This window comes from Anaerovibrio sp., assembly GCF_045637405.1.
Lineage (GTDB): Bacteria > Bacillota > Negativicutes > Selenomonadales > Selenomonadaceae > Anaerovibrio.
Genome location: NZ_JAZTZI010000124.1, coordinates 1 through 16,691 on the forward strand (window position 1 = coordinate 1; position 16,691 = coordinate 16,691).

The window sequence follows — 16,691 nt, forward strand, 5'->3', positions numbered from 1 at the left end:
CCAATAAAACAATGACACTGATTTCCAATTTTGGCGAAAACATTGGCACAATCACAGGCACCAAGTACAAGGTGGGTTCCACTCTTGGGGGTGAGGGCAAGGCTTCACTGATGGGAGAAGATTTGATTTTCACTGCTGAGACTGGGGTTGAGTCCCTGACTGTCCAGGAGCAGACACATAATACAGTTATGGGAGCTGAAGTAGGTATGGCAGCTCTCTCTGCCGGTAATGATTTCGTAGGTGCAGCTACTGAGGGCCTTTCTATGGCAGGAAATACAGGCACTGACGGTATGGCCACCTATGCCAATATGGGTGGTGGCTCCATGAATGTGGAAACCGGTTCTCATGTAAAGACCCATACATGGAATGCTATTTTGGCCCTTGGGCACAAAAACGAAAAGAAGCTGTCCACCACAGAGTACGGAGCCTTCTTTGAATACGGTACTGGAAACTATAGCACCTTTAATGGTGATGAACGGGGCGATGGCTCCACCCGCTATACTGGTGGCGGTATCTTAGGCAAGTGGCAGAAGAATAACGGCTTTTATGTAGAGGGGAGTCTACGGGCCGGTTCTATTCATGATGATGCCAATAACGTGCTTCGGGATGCAGCAGGAAATCCATACAGCTATACCACTGATGCCACCTATTGGGGTGCCCATATCGGTGTTGGCCGTGAAATCAAGCTGAACAAGACGGCTGTATTGGACCTTTATGCCAAGTATTTCTATAACCATAGGGGCAGTGTGTCCTTTGATGCCGGTGGTCACTACGACCTTGATGCAGTGGAATCCAGCGTTCTTCGTGTAGGAACCAGATACACCGTAAAGCAGAACGATAATATTAATTACTACGGTGGACTGGCTGTAGAGCATGAATTCTGCGGCAGGGCATCAGGCTTTGCTGATGGTGTGGCTATCCGCGGTGCAGACATCAGCGGAACCAGCGTAAGGGGAGAAATCGGTGCCACCTTCCAGCCTGGGGAAAAGAGCAATGTTACCCTTGATCTGAATCTCAGCGGATTTGCCGGGAAGAAACAGGGCTTCACCGGGGGACTTTCTGCGGTATTCCATATTTAAAATCGGATAAAAAGTTACTTTCAAGATTATACTAAAAATGCTATAATGAACCTAAGAAAAAGGTGCTACCGATAGACGGTCAGCCCCGAACAAGAAACAGTTTATAGAAAAGCCGTCTCAGTTGGTAGCCGTGGCGGTTTTTCTATTGCTATGATTTAATTGCAACAATACAGATTGCAATGAGAAATACAACTGTTAAAAAGTCATATATCGTCATAGGCAATACCCCCTCTCAGGGGCTAGGATTGACCGCCTACCTCTATGGTAACACCTTCCATATTGTTCTAACTCGTATTAATACCCTTGTCTATCAATAGGCAGGGCCTTTTTTAGTACACTTTATAACTAGCGACGGCAATATCATCTTTTTTCTAATAAATTATTGGCATAAACTTAAAAAAGAATTACCATTGAAATGTGTGGAAAAATACCTAAAGGTGTGACTTGTGGCATTTTGAACCAGTACTTAATTAATTAGGGGGATATTCATGGCAGAGAATAAAGAATCTGTAAATTGTAGGAGGTGTAAGCATGGTAGAAAATGAAATACTTGATCCGTTTGCTCAATATTACATTTCCGGTGAGCCGGATAAAGCACAAAAGGCCCATGCCTGGAAAACTGCCATTGGCCTGCAGAAGGTAGATAATCTCCGAACATCAGAGTATTTATTAAAAACAGCCAAGGATAATATTGAAGGTCGTATAAATATTGCTGAGGCCAAGCAGCTTATAGATAGTTACTACAAGCAGGACAGAGTCAAGGGAGTACAGAAACGGACAGAGGAAGCGGACAAGGTCGCGGCAAGAATAACGGAAATTCTTGGGGAAGAATCCTTCGTTTTTTCTCCTGCCCAGTATATTTCCATTCATCAGCGGTTATTTACAGGAGTGTATTCCCATGCCGGGAAAATTCGTGATTACAACATAACTAAAAAAGAATGGGTACTAAATGGTGCTTCGGTAACTCATGGAGGAGCCTTGGAATTAAATGCAATTTTGGATTATGATTTTCGCACCGAGAAGGAATTTAGCTATAAAGGCTTGTCCATGAGCGAAATAGTAAATCATCTGGCCAAATTCATATCCCAGTTGTGGCAGATCCATATATTTGGTGAAGGCAATACCAAGACAACAGCAGTTTTCCTCATAAAATATCTGCGTAGCTTGGGCTTTAATGTTACCAATGACTTATTTGCAGATAATTCATGGTACTTCCGTAATGCTTTGGTGCGGGCCAACTACAGCAATTTACAAAATGGAGTACATGAAACACCTACCTTTTTGGAAAAATTCCTTAGAAATTTGCTGATGGGTGAGGACAATGAGCTGAAAAATCGGTATTTGCATATTGATTGGCAGGCAGAAACGGCACATTCACCATCAAAACAGGACATTCAACAGGACATTGATGGGAAAAACAGGATATTGTCTTTGCTGGATGAGGCAAAATGTACTGTCAAGACAAGGAACAACATTATGAGCCTATATGATATCTTTGGTAAAGAAAGAATATTTGGCCGTACTGAGGTGGTAAACACCTTGACAATAACGCCAAGCCCTGCTTCCGTCTTGCTAAAGAAAATGTTGAAGCTGGGTATTATTGAAAATGTTCGTGGTCTTCGCAAAGGGAAATATCGGTTTGTGGTACGGGAAGCGTAAGGGGAGAAATCGGTGCCACCTTCCGGCCTGGGGAAAAGAGTAATGTTACCCTTGATCTGAACCTCAGCGGTTTTGCCGGTAAGAAGGAAGGACTTACTGGGGGACTTTCTGCGGTATTCCATATTTACTACATATATCCGCTTGACATGAACATAAAACAGTGGTATATTACTCCATGTTAACTACATTAATCCGAAGAAGTCATCAGAATGCTATGCAGACTGGTGATGGAGGATACTCTGGAGAATCCCATTAAATTGGGTGCCGAAGGTGCAAGGTTTACATTTTATATGTAAGCTGAATCTCTCAGGCAAAAAGACAGTGATAATGAGTAACAGCCAGTAATGTTCTAGAAGTTATATGGCGTTGTTTATTTGATTGTCCTATAGAGTATCTTCTTCGGAGGATACTCTTTTTATTTTTGGAGGATATGATTATGGACTTATTGGAAATCGTACAAATGGTTAATACGTATTTATCAGATTACATTCTTTGTATTCTGTTGATTGGTTTGGGGCTGTATTATACCATCAGAACCCGTTTCGTTCAGGTTCGCTGCCTGGGCGAAGGCTTTAGACGGTTCTTTGGCAACTTCTCCCTTCATGGTGATAACGGAAAAAGCGGCATGAGCTCATTTCAGGCATTGGCAACTGCGGTAGCAGCTCAGGTAGGTACCGGTAATGTGGTTGGTGCTTCCGGTGCAATTCTCACCGGTGGACCTGGTGCCATTTTCTGGATGTGGATTATTGCCTTCTTCGGGATGGCCACCAACTATGCCGAGGCTGTGTTGGCCCAGGAGACCCGTGTCGTTAAGGAGGACGGCACAGTTCTCGGTGGACCGGTTTACTATATCCGTCGCGCTTTTCCAGGCTCCTTTGGTAAATTTTTGGCAGCCTTCTTTGCCGTAGCCATTACCTTGGCACTTGGATTTATGGGCTGCATGGTTCAGTCCAATTCCATCGGTGAGACCAGTGAGGCCGCCTTTGGTATTCCTGCCTGGGGCGTCGGTATTGTCATCGCTTTATTGGCCGGCTTTGTGTTCATCGGTGGTACCAATCGTATTGCCAGAATTACTGAGAAGCTGGTTCCTATTATGGCAATTTTCTATCTTATCGGTGGTGCAGTTATTCTCTTGGCAAACATTGATAGAGTTCCGGAGGCTGTTTCCCTTATTTTCTTCTATGCCTTTAATCCTGATGCTATTATCGGCGGTAGCTGGGGTATGGCTATCAAGACCGCTATCAGTCAGGGTGTAAAGCGTGGTCTGTTCTCCAATGAAGCTGGTATGGGTTCCACTCCACATGCACATGCCTTGGCCAATGTGGAAAAACCACATGATCAGGGTGTGGTAGCTATGGTTGGTGTGTTTATTGATACCTTTGTTGTACTTACTATGACGGCCTTGGTTGTTGTAACCACCCTGTATACTGGTGATGGCGTATTGGCCGGTGGTGCCGCTGAGGGCGTTTCCAAGACCAATATGGCTCAGTTGGCCTTCGGCAGCCTGTTTGGTGGCAGCCTGGGCAGTGCCTTTATTGCTGTCAGCCTGTTGTTCTTCGCTTTTTCCACTATTCTTAGCTGGAATCTCTTTGCCAAGATTAATGTGGAATATCTGATGGGAAAATCCGCTGTTAAGGTATTCTCCCTCATTGCCATTGTGTTTGTATTCCTTGGCTCCTGCCTGTCCAACAATCTGGTGTGGGAGCTTACGGATATGTTCAATAATCTCATGGTTATTCCGAACTCCCTGGCTCTGTTTGCATTGAGCAGTGTAGTAGTAAGTCATGTGGATACTTCCAACCTTGAGGAAGATGAAGAAAATGAATATATTGTGCAGACTGAGAATTAATTAAGCTTAAATAAAAAAAGCGGTTGTATTCGGTATTTTGTACCGATTACAGCCGCTTTTTAAGTGTGGTCAATATTCGTATATTATTTATTGCAGAACCGATAGCCGGCCCCCCATACTGTTTCAATATATATAGGGGAGGAGGGATTTGGTTCTATCTTTTCCCGAAGGCGGTTAATGTGAACCATTACAGTAGCCGTATCACCCATGGCATCCAGGCCCCATATCTCATCAAAAAGCTTATCCTTGCTGAAAACAATGCCCGGATTTTCCGCCATAAACAGGAGCAGCTCAAATTCCTTGTTGGTGAGGGTGATTTCCTGTCCCTTGTGGTAAACCATGTGAGTTTCCGGCTGTATTTCCAGGTCGCCACGGTGGATAGCCTTCACTTTTGGCGATGAATCGCTGGATAGCTTGGTCAGCCGTTGATAACGGGCCAGATGGGCCTTTACTCTGGCTACCAGCTCACTGGGACTAAAGGGCTTGCTGACGTAATCATCGGCTCCCAGTCCCAAGGCCCGTATTTTGTCGATATCCTCCTGACGGGCCGACACCATTAGTATAGGCAATTCTTTCTCTTTACGCAACTCCCGGCAGATTTGAAAGCCGTCCTGACCAGGTAGCATAACATCCAAAATAAGCAGGTCAAAATCTTCAACCAAGGCTCTGCTAAGTCCTTTGATACCATCAGCTTCAATATCCACCTGAAAATCGCTGGCTTCCAGATAATCTCTTTCCAGTTCTGCAATTCCAGGATCGTCTTCTATAATTAATATGCGCTTCATTTGCTGTTCCTCCTGCAAAATGTTGAATTTGTGTATGTTACAGATTATCATTGTTAGTCAGTGGCAATTCAATAATAATGCAAAGGCCACCAGATGGATTGGACTCAGCCCGAATTTTTCCCTTCATACCATCAATGATTCGCTTGGTAATGGCCAGTCCCAGACCGCTGCCCTTGGCCACATTACTACGGGCATGATCGGTGCGATAGAAGCTGTCAAAGAGCTTTGGCAAATCTTCCGCCGGTACTCCCGGGCCATTGTCGGCAAAGGTGATACGAAGGTTGTTATTACGGGATTCAAGACAAATCTTTATATCTACATCATCCCTATTGGAATATTTACTGCTGTTGCTGATAAGGTTATCTATAACCCGCTGGAATTGGATTCTGTCAATGGAAACCAGTCCATCTTCTTCCTTCGGTAAATTCATTTCCATGGTGAGATTAATGTTCTTTTCTGTCAGGAGAGGCTTTTGCTCATTGTAAAAATCGGTAAAATAATTTCGCAGAGCGACTGTTTCCATGGTAAATGGAATTCGTCCCAAATCCAGCTTTGAGAATAAAAACAGGCTTTCTACCAGCTTTTCCATGGTGAAGGCCCCCTGGAGAATCATTTCCACATAATGCCGCTGCTTTTCCGGTGTCTTGGCAATTCCATCCAGTATACCGCTGGCATAGCCCTTCATGGAGGTGAGGGGCGTGGACAGGTCGTGAGAAATACCTGCAATCAGCTCCTTGCGGTTTTCCTCGTATTTTTTCTGCTGTTCCCGGGCCTTTTTTAATTCAAGGCGCATGGCTTCAAAATCCTGGCAGGCTTCTCCAAATTCATCCTGAGCCTGAATTTCCACCGGAGTATCAAGATTGCCTTGCCGGATTTCTGCCGAAGCCCGCCGGAGGGCTGATAACGGCTCCAGTATTTGACGGGATAACAGGCGGGACAGGTACAGGCCAAGCAATATAATAAAAATTATGGCAATAATCATTATCCCTGTAAGAATAGAATTCCAGTCATGGCGTGGATTGGGCATAGGTGGCTCACCGCGTTGCAGTAGTGGAGCCGGTCCATATGAATAAATTTGTGTTCTTTTATCACTGGATTGGTAATTAAAGAGAAAAATATCGTTGTCCCATAGCATCATAGGGGCCCCATGGCTGCGTTCCGTCACGGTTTGAATCAGAGTATTGGCATCAATGCCGGGGGATACATATATTGGCGTGTTGTCCCTTGTTACCACACTTTGGATGTTTTCCTTTTCCAAGGCCATGAGGTCACGCTCTATATTCTTGTTGAAATTGCCGTTCATCATGCGCTGGCGATGCATTCCCATACCATGACCGTGTCCCTGCCCTTGGCCCTGTGGAACAGCATCAGGGTTGTAGTGTTCAATTTTTACTTTTATGGCACTGATGGCAAATTGAATGGATGGTGCCGGCCCCTTTTCAGGCCACATGGAATTTACCTTGTCCTGGTCTGACCCGCCCATCAGCTGCATACCCAAAAACAGGCTGCCGCCGATAATTACCAGCAAACAAAAGGGAATAAAGACCATCATGAAGTTGGCTATAAATAACCGCTTACGCAGGGAAATGTCCCGAAGTCGCATAATAATTGCTCCTTTTTTATCTGATGATTTTCTCAATAAAGCTTTTTTATATAGTGTTAAGTATACGTCATAATTCTAACAAAAATCTAAACGGGAAAAAATGATATGTATCAAAATATTTATATGCAGTTTATGTTTTGTTTAGAATATAGTTTTATACTTCAGGTGTACCCAATAAGGGAACAATGAAAAGAGAAAAGTGGTTCAAGGAGGAATTTATTATGGATAACAAAATTATTTCAAGTGGTACAATGAAGAAGGCCGGTGTGGCCATGGTGGCCTGTGTCGTAGCATTAGGTGGGTTAGGCTGGTACGGTCATCAGCAGAAGCTGGTGGAGTTCCATAACGTTGTTCAGGCCAACAGCAAAATTGTGGAAACAAGGCTGAATGAAAACAATATCGAAGTAATCAGTGAGTCACAGGCTAAGGAAGCCGCTGCCCAGGCTATGGGGGTGGATGCCTCCGGTATTACCTGGAAGGAAATCTTCCTTTGTGACGGACCAACAAATCACTATATGGGAATGGGTCATCGGTTTAACGGACATCGTGGCCCGGGGCGCAATGGTGCTGGTCCGTACTGTAATGGTTGGGATGAAAACCGTAATCAGGATAATAATGGACAAAATAACAATAAAGATAATTATGACGGTCACTGGGGGTCAGGCTATGGACACCGTTATCGTGGTGGCGGATGGCAGGGCAGTTTCCAGCCTGATAATCAGGTAAATAATACTGATAATAAAGCTCAGGCAGCCGAACAGGATAAAAAAACAAATGGTGAACGGCCAAAAATTGAATTTCATCCAATGTATTCTGTAATCTGCGAGGCGAACGATGTTAACTATATGGTCCATGTAGATGCAGTAACGGGTAAGGTGTTAAATTGCCGGGCCTTTGGTAACGGATGGTTCCATCATAGATAAGCTGTTTCATAGGATAAAAGACAAATATATCAGAGGGAGTGAGATGCTTCCTCTGATTTTATTTTTACAAACACTTGTTTTTATCCTGCTGTTTATTTACAATAATATATAGTTTAAGAAACATTGGCAAGTGGAGAATATGTTAATGGATTATAATAAACAGCCGAACTATTTAAACGATAACCAGCTTGATGTGGTCAACGAATTAGATAACAATATTTTGCTGATTGCTTCGGCAGGTACGGGAAAAACCAATACATTAGCCTATAGAATAGCCCATATTATTAAAGAAAAGCGGGCGGAGGGCCGGGAAATTGTCTGTCTGACGTTTACAAATAAGGCCTGCAGCGAAATGAAAAATCGTGTTATGGAGGTGGTGGGGGAAGCCGCCAATGATGTTACCATCAAGACCTTCCATGGGTTTTGTTACGAAATTATCCGTCAGGAGTCAAAGCATAGAGATATTGGTATTTCAGCAGATTCCATCATTTATGATGAGGAAGACTGTCTTGAAATTATCAAAAATGTGCCGGAAATGGCAGATATGGCTTCTCAAACCGGCTGGGCCGGGGCTATTCAGAAGATTATCGCCCTGGTGAAGGAGTATCGGGGAGAGTATGACTATTTTAGCGATGAGGCCGGTGAGGATTATCAGCGGGTTATTGACCGCCTGCTGATGGAAAACGGTCAAAGGTTTTCGGATGCCAGCCGTATTAATTGGAAATCATGCAACGCCCTTATTATGGAATTCCAGAATAGAGGCGGTATGCTGGTTTGTGCTTATGATAATGCCCTTAGAATGGCCCATGGCATGGACTTTTGCGATCTTATCAATATTGCCTATGAGCTTTTGAAAAATCCTGAAGTACAAAGGGCATGGAGCTCCTATTATAAATATTGGTGTATCGATGAGGTTCAGGATACCTCACGTTTGGAGTACAGTGTACTGGAGCATTTATTTGGACAGAATAATGTTATTATGTGCGGTGATTTTTTCCAGACTATATATGAGTGGCGTGGCTCCCAGCCGGATTTAATATTTGACAAATTTTATGGAGAGTATCAGCCACGGCTGATTGTGTTTAATAAAAATTATCGCTCCACAAGAATACTTTTGGACAGCTCATATCAGTATTTAAAAAAGCGTTTCCCGGATAAGGTTACAAACTTTTTTCCGGACGATGCCATGGCTATGAGTGATAATGAAGGGGAGAGAATTGTTCACGCCACCTTTAGGGATACATATATAGAGGCTGACTGGATTTATAATACCCTCCAGCGTTTGCGACCTCAGGATTTGTCCAAGGTATGTATTTTGACCCGTTCCAATGTATATAATAAGCGGTTGTCAAATTGCTTCAGTAAGATTATGGAAACAAGACAGAGAAATCAGATGCTCCAAAAGGGAATATTTGAAGATTTCCCCCTTGAATTCATGCTGGTGGACGAGTTTCATTTCTTTCGCAGGCAGGAAATAAAGGATGTTTTGGCTGTATTTAACATGCTGATTAACGAATGGGATGATACCAGTATTTGCCGTGTAGCTAAGGAATACGCCAAGGGTATAGGTGCCAGGACCATCGAAAAGCTACAGTCGGAGGAAGCCATGACCTTGGGGATTCGCCCCAGTGATATGATTCATCCATCTACTATCAAATACGATGAACCCTTTGAAATGCTGCGCCGTGAGCTGGAAAGAGGCAATGTGGTGGTTTTTGATGTGGAATCCACCGGCCTGGACACTTCCAAAGATGAAATTATTCAGATTGCGGCAATACGAATTGATAGGACAGGAAAGGTTCTGGATAAGCTGAATTTATTCTTGAAAGCAACAAAGTCTGTGGGACAGTCCGTAAATACTCATCATATTACTGATGAACAGCTGCAGCAGGAGGGTGTGGATCCTAAAAAAGGCCTTCAGAGGTTTTTGGCTTTTGCCAGGGATAGCGTCATTGTGGGGCATAATGTTGGCTATGATTTGACAATATTGGCAAGCCAGTTTAATCGTTTGGGACTGGAAGGTTTGCAGTGTCAGGCTCATTATGATACCTTGGATATTTTCCGTAGATTTTACCCGAAGCTGGAAAACCACAAGCTGTCTACAGTAGGGGAGTTTGTTAAAGTCAGTCATAAGTCAACCCATGATGCCTTTGATGATATTTCGGCTACCGGGGAAATTCTTATATATGCAGTAAACAATAATATTATTGATGGTATAGATGAGCGGCGTCGTTTCTTTGCTAAATATTCCAAGCTTTTTGCTCCTTTTGCGGACAAGATTAATGAATATAAGCGGGATATGTATGATATGAGACCGCATGACTTGATGAACAAGGTCATCAGGGAGGTGGGCATATTGGAGCGTTATACTAATGAGGATATACGAAATAACACCTCCAACAAGTCCAACGGTAAGGTAGGAAATCTTCGCCAATTATATCGCTTTATGCGGGAGCGGGACGACAAAAGTATGTCCTGTCTTGATGGTATAAAGAATCTGCTGACCCTTACATCCCTTTCCAATACTGAATTCGATCTTATGCTGGCATCCCATCCCAAGATTCCTATTATAACTGTCCATCAGGCAAAGGGACTTGAGTTTGATCAGGTATTCTTTGCAGGGCTCCAGGAAGGAGTATTTCCAAGTAAGTTCGCCATAGATGCGGATTATTTCGATGAGGAGGCCAGACTGTTTTATGTGGGAATTACCAGGGCGAAGAAGGCGTTGTATCTTACTTCTGCCTTGGAGCGGTCAAAAAACATCAATCCATGCAGGTTTATCTATTCCCTTCCTCAGAAAAATATTGAAAATTGTCAGTAAATAATAAAGTGGTAAAAATTGTTTTTTCGTATTTATTGCGAAAAATACCACAAATCAACAGATTTGTTTGATGATTTGCCTAGTATTTAAAGGGTTTGTATGCTATAATACCAAATAAGAGAAATTCCAATAGAGAGGGAGGTATTATTTTATGCCATTAGTTGATACCAAAGAGATGTTTAAGAGAGCATACGAGGGCGGCTATGCCATTGGTGCTTTCAATGTAAACAATATGGAGATCGTTCAGGGAATTGTTGCTGCTGCTGAAGAAACCCAGTCTCCAGTTATTCTGCAGGCTTCTGCCGGTGCCAGAAAGTATGCTGGTGCAGAGTACCTGTTTGGTTTGGTTGAATCTGCCCTGAAGGTCAGCACAGTGCCTATTGCCCTGCATTTGGACCATGGTGCAGATTTTGAGACCTGTAAGTCCTGTATTGATGGTGGCTTTACATCCGTTATGATCGACGGCTCTGCACATTCTTTTGAAGCAAATATTGCTATCACCAAGGAAGTTGTAGAGTATGCTCATGCACACGGCGTAGTGGTAGAGGGTGAGCTTGGTCAGTTGGAAGGCATAGAGGATGATGTAAATGTGACAACTGGTTCCTATACCGATCCTGATGATGTAGAGGAGTTCGTATCCCGCACAGGCGTAGATTCCTTGGCTATTGCTATCGGTACCAGCCACGGCGCATTTAAGTTCAGACCGGAGCAGTGCACCAGAAACGAGCAGGGTGTGCTTGTTCCACCAGATCTGCGCTTTGATATTTTAGAGGAAATTTCCCAGCGTCTGCCTGGATTCCCTATCGTGCTTCATGGTGCTTCCTCTGTTGTGCCTAAGTATGTGGAGATTATTAATCACTTTGGTGGTAATTTAAAGGATGCTATCGGTATTCCTGAGGATCAGCTGCGCAAGGCTGCCCGTAGTGCTGTTTGCAAGATTAATATCGATTCTGATATGCGTCTTGCCCTTACTGCTGGTATTCGTGAGCACATGGCCAAGTATCCGGAGCATTTTGACCCTCGTCAGTATCTGAAACCAGCTCGCCAGAATATTCAGGATATTGTTGCTCATAAGATCAGAAATGTTCTTGGCTCCGATGGCAAGGCAATCGACGTTTAATAGCTTAATATTTTTTAAAAAATGAAGGACCGGCCCGTGGGGCTGGTCCTTTTTGGGTGCGTAAAAGCATCATTATGTTTTTTGTTAATTCAATTTATTTGTAAAAGGCCTTAATCATATCCTGGGGAATATCTGAATACACAGAAACAGTTTCTCCGTTAAGTGGATTAAATACCTCCAGATGGTAGGCATGGAGGGCCTGACGGTTGATTATATCATGATTACCGCCGTATAAATCATCTCCCAGTAGAGGAAATCCAATGGAGGCCAGATGAACCCTTATCTGGTGAGTCCGTCCGGTTTTCAGCTCCAGCTTAATAAGGGATTTGCCGTTATTGATTGCCACGGTTTCATAATGGGTTTCTGCATATTGACCATCTGGGGAGCAAATTCTCTGAATGATACTGTCTGGGTGGCGGGCAATGGGTAAATCTATGATTCCCTTTCTTTGGGGCAGAATGCCATCAATCAGGGCAAAATAGCTTCTGTGAAAGAATTTTTGGGTAATATTATGCTCCTTCATATTTCCCTTTATGCGAGGGCCTGGCTGGGTAAGGGCACTTTGTAGCTGGGGCAGCTTGGCTATCACAACCAATCCTGTGGTATTACGGTCCAGCCTGTGTACGGGATGAAAATCAATATCCTGCCCGGTTAGCTGGTAATAATATTTTAAGCCGTTTCCCAAAGTATTATCATGGTCACCGCCAGTGGGATGCACCAGAATACCATTTGGTTTATTTAAAATAATAAGGTAATCATCCTCGTAGCGTATGTCCAGGGGAATTCTTGCGGGAACAATGGAGGATTCTTCTTCCAATATGCAGGTGATTTTGTCTCCTGACTTTACAGTTGCCATAGTGGCCTTAACTTTTTCACCATTAACTAAAATGGTTCCGTTCCATTTAAGACGTCGCCAGAGACCATGGGAGACTCCACAGCTGCTTCTAAGAAAAGCCCTGACCGATACAGGGGTCAGGGCTTCATTATCCTTAACTTCGTAAGTGATGTTCATTTTAGTTCTCTCCGCGGAGCTTCTTGATTACATTGAAGCAGATGCTGAGAATAATTGCCACAACGGTAGCCAGGGACATACCGGCCAAGGTGGTAGAGCCAATGGTAATGCTGGCGGTAGATACGCCGATACCGAGAACGATAGCAGTAAGCATCAAATTAATTGGCTGGTTGTAGTCAATCTTGGCATCCACCAGAACGCGGATACCAGAAGCGGCAATTACGCCGAAGAGCAGCATGGAAACACCGCCCATTACTGGAACAGGAATACTCTGAATTGCAGCGGACAGCTTGCCGAAGCAGGACAAAATAATAGCAAAGATTGCTGCGCCACCAATAACCCAAGTGGAAAATACCTTGGAAATTGCCAATACACCGATGTTCTCGCCATAGGTGGTATTAGGTGTGGAGCCGAAGAAACCGGACAAGATAGTGGAGATACCGTTACCGATAATGGAGCGGTCAAGTCCAGGATCCTTGGTAAGGTCAGCCCCTACAATGTTACTGGTTACGAAAAGATGGCCAACATGCTCAGCGATAACAACCAGTGCTGCAGGAAGGATAATGGTTATGGCAGTAAGATTGAATTCTGGGGTATAGAAGGTAGGCAGGGCAAACCATGGTGCCTTTTCAATACCGCTAAGGTCAACAATGCCAAAGCCCAGAGAAATGATGTAACCGCAGATTATACCAATAAGAATTGGAATAATACCCAAAAAGCCGCGGAACACGATCTGGGAGAAAAGAGTAATGGCCAGAGTAGCAACAGCCACGATAATGTTGTTCATATCAGGTTCTGCTTCGGTGAGACCGGCCATCTTAGCCGCAGTTGGCATAAGCTCCAGACCGATAACGGCCACAATGGCGCCCATGGCAGCTGGCGGGAAGATGAAGTCTATCCAGGAAGTACCTACGGCTTTAACAATTAAGCCCACAATAACGAAAACAAGACCTACGGCAATGAAACCACCAAGAGCAGCCTCATAGTTGAACTGGGATAATACTGCAAATACAGGAGAAATGAAGGCAAAGCTGGAACCCAGATATGCCGGAATCTTCCCCTTACATATAATCAAGTAAAGCAATGTACCGATACCGTTAAACAGCAGTACAGTTGCAGGATTTACATTGAACAGAATTGGTACTAACACAGTAGAACCAAACATAGCAAATAAATGCTGTAAAGATAGCGGAATAGTTTTTGTAATAGGTGGCCTCTCATGGACCTGAATTACTCGATTCTCACTCATTAATAAAAACACTCCTTTTAGTAAATAAACAAAAGTGGGTTCAAAAAAACCCTATAAGACTTTAACACAAAAAAAACAACTTGTCTATTAAACTTTGACAAGTTGTTCATGTATACATAATAATAAATTATTTTCGCTGGTCCTTCAGATGGTCCTTCCAGTATTCCATATCCGGCTCACTAAGTGGCAATGATACCTTGTCACCATTGTCATAAGCGAACTGAATGGTAATAACCTCGGCCTTTCGCATGGAATCGAAGGATTCAGGAGGAAATTCCACAAAGAGCTTGTTGGTATTTTTTAAAGTGGTTTTGTCGTTATAGAATGCCAGGGAATAGCTCGGGGGAGTTTGGCGGACAGCAGCTTCCATGGTGTAGGTATCGTCATCGCAGATCATGGTCATAGCGGTCAGCAGATTGGCACTGGAATAACGATAGTCCTGAATAGTGAGGGTGGCACTGTTAATCTTGCCATTTATATCTACTCCGGTCTGGAAGTCAATATCACAATAGCCGGAAAGATTATCCGCAGGGCGATGGTCAAAAACATAAGTGAACCCCCAACCAAAGCCACCTAACAAGATTAACATAATACCAATTCCCATAAAGAATTTACTTGGTGATTTAGACATTTAAAAACTAATCCTTTCTATGTGCAGGTCCAAACATACGGTTAAGAGGGTTTTCCTTAAAGAGATTACCCTGCTCAATATATCGGTGAACCATTTTTTCAGACTTATGCCTGGTTTGTCTCATAATGGAAAGTGCATCAAGGTCGTGCTGGGCTGCAGAGGTGGCGAAGCCACGACGCAGGCTATGACCAGCAAAATCATCAGGGTTCATTCCCAGCATGCCCATGTATTTTTTTACGATAATTGCCACTGATTTGTCGGAAAGCTGTGTTTCCCGTGGATCCAGGTTACGTTTAAAGCCTCTGAAAAGTGGCCCGTCCTTTATGTTTGCTGCCTCAATCCAATCCTGTACAGCAATTACAGCACATGTATGGGGATCAGGAGCGTATGGAATGGCAATTTGGCTTCCGTGTCCCAGCTGGTCACCCTTTGACTGAGGAATAAAAATAACCATACCCTGTGGGGAAAAGGTGATATCCCTAAGCTGTATAGCAACCAGCTCAGAGCGTCGGAAGGCACCCGCAAAGCCAAGAAATAATAATGCCTTGTCGCGAATGGATACCAAATCTCCTGCATCAAAAAGATCAGCCAAAAGGGACATAGTTTCCATCAGTATAGGGGCCTTGCCATGCTGGAAGGTACCCTTTTCCCGGCGAATGGCCTGCATGGCATTGCGAACCATACCGTCCTTGGCTGGGTTGTTGTCGTAAAAGCCAGCTGCAATATGATTTTCCGAAATGGCGGTAATGCGCCTGGAAACCGTATTGGCATGGGCATGGTCTGCCAAATCATTAATGTAGTTAACTATAGTTTCAGCTGTGCAAGGGAGAGGCGGTACCTCATGGGCCTCGCACCAGTCAGTAAAGTCATTCCAGTCAGCTGAATAGGATTTTATAGTATTATCAGCCTTGGATTTACTCATCCTACGTTTACTTTTGGCAGACAGCTTTACATTTTGATTTATATTGTCGTTTTTATAAAGTAGAAAGTCATCACGAATATTCATAAACAATTCACCATTCATATTTTATACAAGAAAACTCTGTAAATCAATAGTAGTGCCTTTATCAAGGAGGCGTATAGGTGTATAATAGTAAAATATTGAAATATACCATTAATGGAAAGGTTCTTGATAAAATGAATTCGGAAAATCCTATAGGAATTATGGATTCAGGTATGGGTGGAATTAGTGTCCTAAGGGAAATAACCAAGCTTATGCCTAATGAAAACTATATATTTTACGGAGATTCCAAAAATGCTCCATACGGCAGCAGAAGTACCCAGGAAATATACGAGCTTACATCTGACGTGGTAGATAAAATGCTGGCTAGAGGCGCAAAGGCTGTTGTTATTGCCTGCAATACAGCCAGCAGTGCTGCTGGAAAGAGACTTCGGGAAAAATATCCTCAGCTTCCGATTATAGCCATAGAGCCTGCATTAAAGCCTGCTGTAATTAACTGTCCCGGAGGCAGGGTGTTGGTGTTGGCTACAGAAGCTACTCTTAGGGAGCAGAAGTTTGCCACATTAATGGAAACATGGAGGGACAGAGCTGAAATTATCAAGATGCCACTGCCTGGACTTCCTGAGTTTGTGGAACGTGGCGAACTGGATTCCCCAGCACTGAGAGAATTCCTTATGGGGTATTTCAGTAAACTGGATGGCAAGCAAATTGACGGGGTAGTTCTTGGCTGTACCCATTATCCTTTTGTGCGAAAGGTAATAAGTGAGCTTTTCGATAATAAGGTGAAGATATTTGATGGAGCTGCTGGCACAGCCAGACAGCTTAGAAGACGGCTGTATTCCAGAAATATGATTAATACCTCTATGAAGCCGGGAACAATTACCTGGCTTAACAGCTCTGATGATCCTAAAATGATTGAGCTGTCAAAAAAACTTTATACTTTAAAGCTTGATTAATAAATATAGGCTGATGCATTTTTGCACCAGCCTATATTCCTAA

General features: G+C 43.6%; 13 protein-coding genes and 1 riboswitch. Of the genes, 7 read left to right on the plus strand and 6 right to left on the minus strand.

Annotated elements, in window-relative coordinates:
• From ACKI5G_RS08675 to ACKI5G_RS08685, 3 genes are all read left to right on the plus strand, one after another.
• Positions 1-1,079: autotransporter outer membrane beta-barrel domain-containing protein (locus tag ACKI5G_RS08675; RefSeq protein ID WP_407399506.1), on the plus strand; the 1,079-nt coding region annotated here is incomplete at its 5' end.
• A gap of 531 nt (positions 1,080-1,610) precedes the next feature.
• The gene (locus tag ACKI5G_RS08680; protein WP_407399508.1) at positions 1,611-2,738 is read left to right on the plus strand and encodes a Fic family protein; all 1,128 of its coding nucleotides are present in this window, start codon (positions 1,611-1,613) and stop codon (positions 2,736-2,738) included.
• 229 nt (positions 2,739-2,967) lie between these two features.
• A riboswitch (glycine riboswitch) is annotated at positions 2,968-3,070 on the plus strand.
• Positions 3,071-3,174: 104 nt separating this feature from the next.
• Positions 3,175-4,587 (plus strand): alanine/glycine:cation symporter family protein, encoded by a 1,413-nt coding sequence (locus tag ACKI5G_RS08685; protein ID WP_407399510.1) that lies wholly within the window; start codon positions 3,175-3,177, stop codon positions 4,585-4,587.
• 83 nt (positions 4,588-4,670) lie between these two features.
• Here ACKI5G_RS08685 and ACKI5G_RS08690 read toward each other — a convergent pair whose 3' ends face one another.
• Together ACKI5G_RS08690 and ACKI5G_RS08695 are read right to left on the minus strand one after the other, a co-directional pair.
• Positions 4,671-5,372: a response regulator transcription factor gene (locus ACKI5G_RS08690; RefSeq protein WP_407399512.1), complete on the minus strand. Its 702-nt coding sequence runs from the start codon at positions 5,370-5,372 to the stop codon at positions 4,671-4,673.
• Between the two features lie 37 nt (positions 5,373-5,409).
• Positions 5,410-6,975, minus strand: a complete 1,566-nt coding sequence (locus ACKI5G_RS08695) for a sensor histidine kinase (protein WP_407399514.1) — start codon at positions 6,973-6,975, stop codon at positions 5,410-5,412.
• Between the two features lie 221 nt (positions 6,976-7,196).
• On the opposite strand from ACKI5G_RS08695, the gene ACKI5G_RS08700 reads away from it, so the two are divergent.
• The 3 genes from ACKI5G_RS08700 (at position 7,197) to fba (ending at position 11,839) form a co-directional block, all read left to right on the plus strand.
• A complete protein-coding gene (locus ACKI5G_RS08700) occupies positions 7,197-7,898 on the plus strand; it encodes a hypothetical protein (protein ID WP_407399516.1) in 702 nt (233 codons plus the stop codon).
• Between the two features lie 145 nt (positions 7,899-8,043).
• A complete protein-coding gene (locus ACKI5G_RS08705; protein WP_407399518.1) occupies positions 8,044-10,719 on the plus strand; it encodes a 3'-5' exonuclease in 2,676 nt (891 codons plus the stop codon).
• Positions 10,720-10,870: 151 nt separating this feature from the next.
• Positions 10,871-11,839, plus strand: coding sequence for a class II fructose-1,6-bisphosphate aldolase (fba, locus tag ACKI5G_RS08710; protein WP_407399520.1), 969 nt, complete (start codon positions 10,871-10,873; stop codon positions 11,837-11,839).
• A 94-nt stretch (positions 11,840-11,933) separates the two neighbouring features.
• Here the strand turns inward: fba and ACKI5G_RS08715 are convergent, their stop codons facing one another.
• The 4 genes from ACKI5G_RS08715 to ACKI5G_RS08730 form a co-directional block, all read right to left on the minus strand.
• Positions 11,934-12,851, minus strand: coding sequence for an RluA family pseudouridine synthase (locus tag ACKI5G_RS08715; RefSeq protein WP_407399522.1), 918 nt, complete (start codon positions 12,849-12,851; stop codon positions 11,934-11,936).
• Position 12,852: 1 nt separating this feature from the next.
• Positions 12,853-14,100 (minus strand): uracil permease, encoded by a 1,248-nt coding sequence (gene uraA / locus ACKI5G_RS08720; RefSeq protein ID WP_407399524.1) that lies wholly within the window; start codon positions 14,098-14,100, stop codon positions 12,853-12,855.
• A gap of 127 nt (positions 14,101-14,227) precedes the next feature.
• Positions 14,228-14,689 carry a hypothetical protein gene (locus ACKI5G_RS08725; protein WP_407399526.1) on the minus strand — a complete coding sequence of 154 codons (462 nt, stop codon included), beginning with the start codon at positions 14,687-14,689 and terminating at the stop codon, positions 14,228-14,230.
• A 49-nt stretch (positions 14,690-14,738) separates the two neighbouring features.
• On the minus strand, positions 14,739-15,737 hold the full coding sequence (locus ACKI5G_RS08730; RefSeq protein WP_407399528.1) for a site-specific integrase: 999 nt from the start codon (positions 15,735-15,737) through the stop codon (positions 14,739-14,741).
• 77 nt (positions 15,738-15,814) lie between these two features.
• Between ACKI5G_RS08730 and murI the strand changes: the two genes are divergently transcribed.
• A complete protein-coding gene (gene murI, locus ACKI5G_RS08735; protein WP_407399530.1) occupies positions 15,815-16,648 on the plus strand; it encodes a glutamate racemase in 834 nt (277 codons plus the stop codon).
• Positions 16,649-16,691 lie beyond the last annotated feature (43 nt).

Bases quoted from the DNA above. Each gene is read 5' to 3' on its own strand.
- ACKI5G_RS08685 (WP_407399510.1), top strand. From the start codon at position 3,175: ATGGACTTATTGGAAATCGTACAAATGGTTAATACGTATTTATCAGAT.
- ACKI5G_RS08725 (WP_407399526.1), bottom strand. From the start codon at position 14,689: ATGTTAATCTTGTTAGGTGGCTTTGGTTGGGGGTTCACTTATGTTTTT.
- ACKI5G_RS08715 (WP_407399522.1), bottom strand. From the start codon at position 12,851: ATGAACATCACTTACGAAGTTAAGGATAATGAAGCCCTGACCCCTGTA.
- ACKI5G_RS08695 (WP_407399514.1), bottom strand. From the start codon at position 6,975: ATGCGACTTCGGGACATTTCCCTGCGTAAGCGGTTATTTATAGCCAAC.
- ACKI5G_RS08690 (WP_407399512.1), bottom strand. From the start codon at position 5,372: ATGAAGCGCATATTAATTATAGAAGACGATCCTGGAATTGCAGAACTG.
- ACKI5G_RS08700 (WP_407399516.1), top strand. From the start codon at position 7,197: ATGGATAACAAAATTATTTCAAGTGGTACAATGAAGAAGGCCGGTGTG.
- ACKI5G_RS08705 (WP_407399518.1), top strand. From the start codon at position 8,044: ATGGATTATAATAAACAGCCGAACTATTTAAACGATAACCAGCTTGAT.
- ACKI5G_RS08730 (WP_407399528.1), bottom strand. From the start codon at position 15,737: ATGAATATTCGTGATGACTTTCTACTTTATAAAAACGACAATATAAAT.
- ACKI5G_RS08680 (WP_407399508.1), top strand. From the start codon at position 1,611: ATGGTAGAAAATGAAATACTTGATCCGTTTGCTCAATATTACATTTCC.
- fba (WP_407399520.1), top strand. From the start codon at position 10,871: ATGCCATTAGTTGATACCAAAGAGATGTTTAAGAGAGCATACGAGGGC.
- uraA (WP_407399524.1), bottom strand. From the start codon at position 14,100: ATGAGTGAGAATCGAGTAATTCAGGTCCATGAGAGGCCACCTATTACA.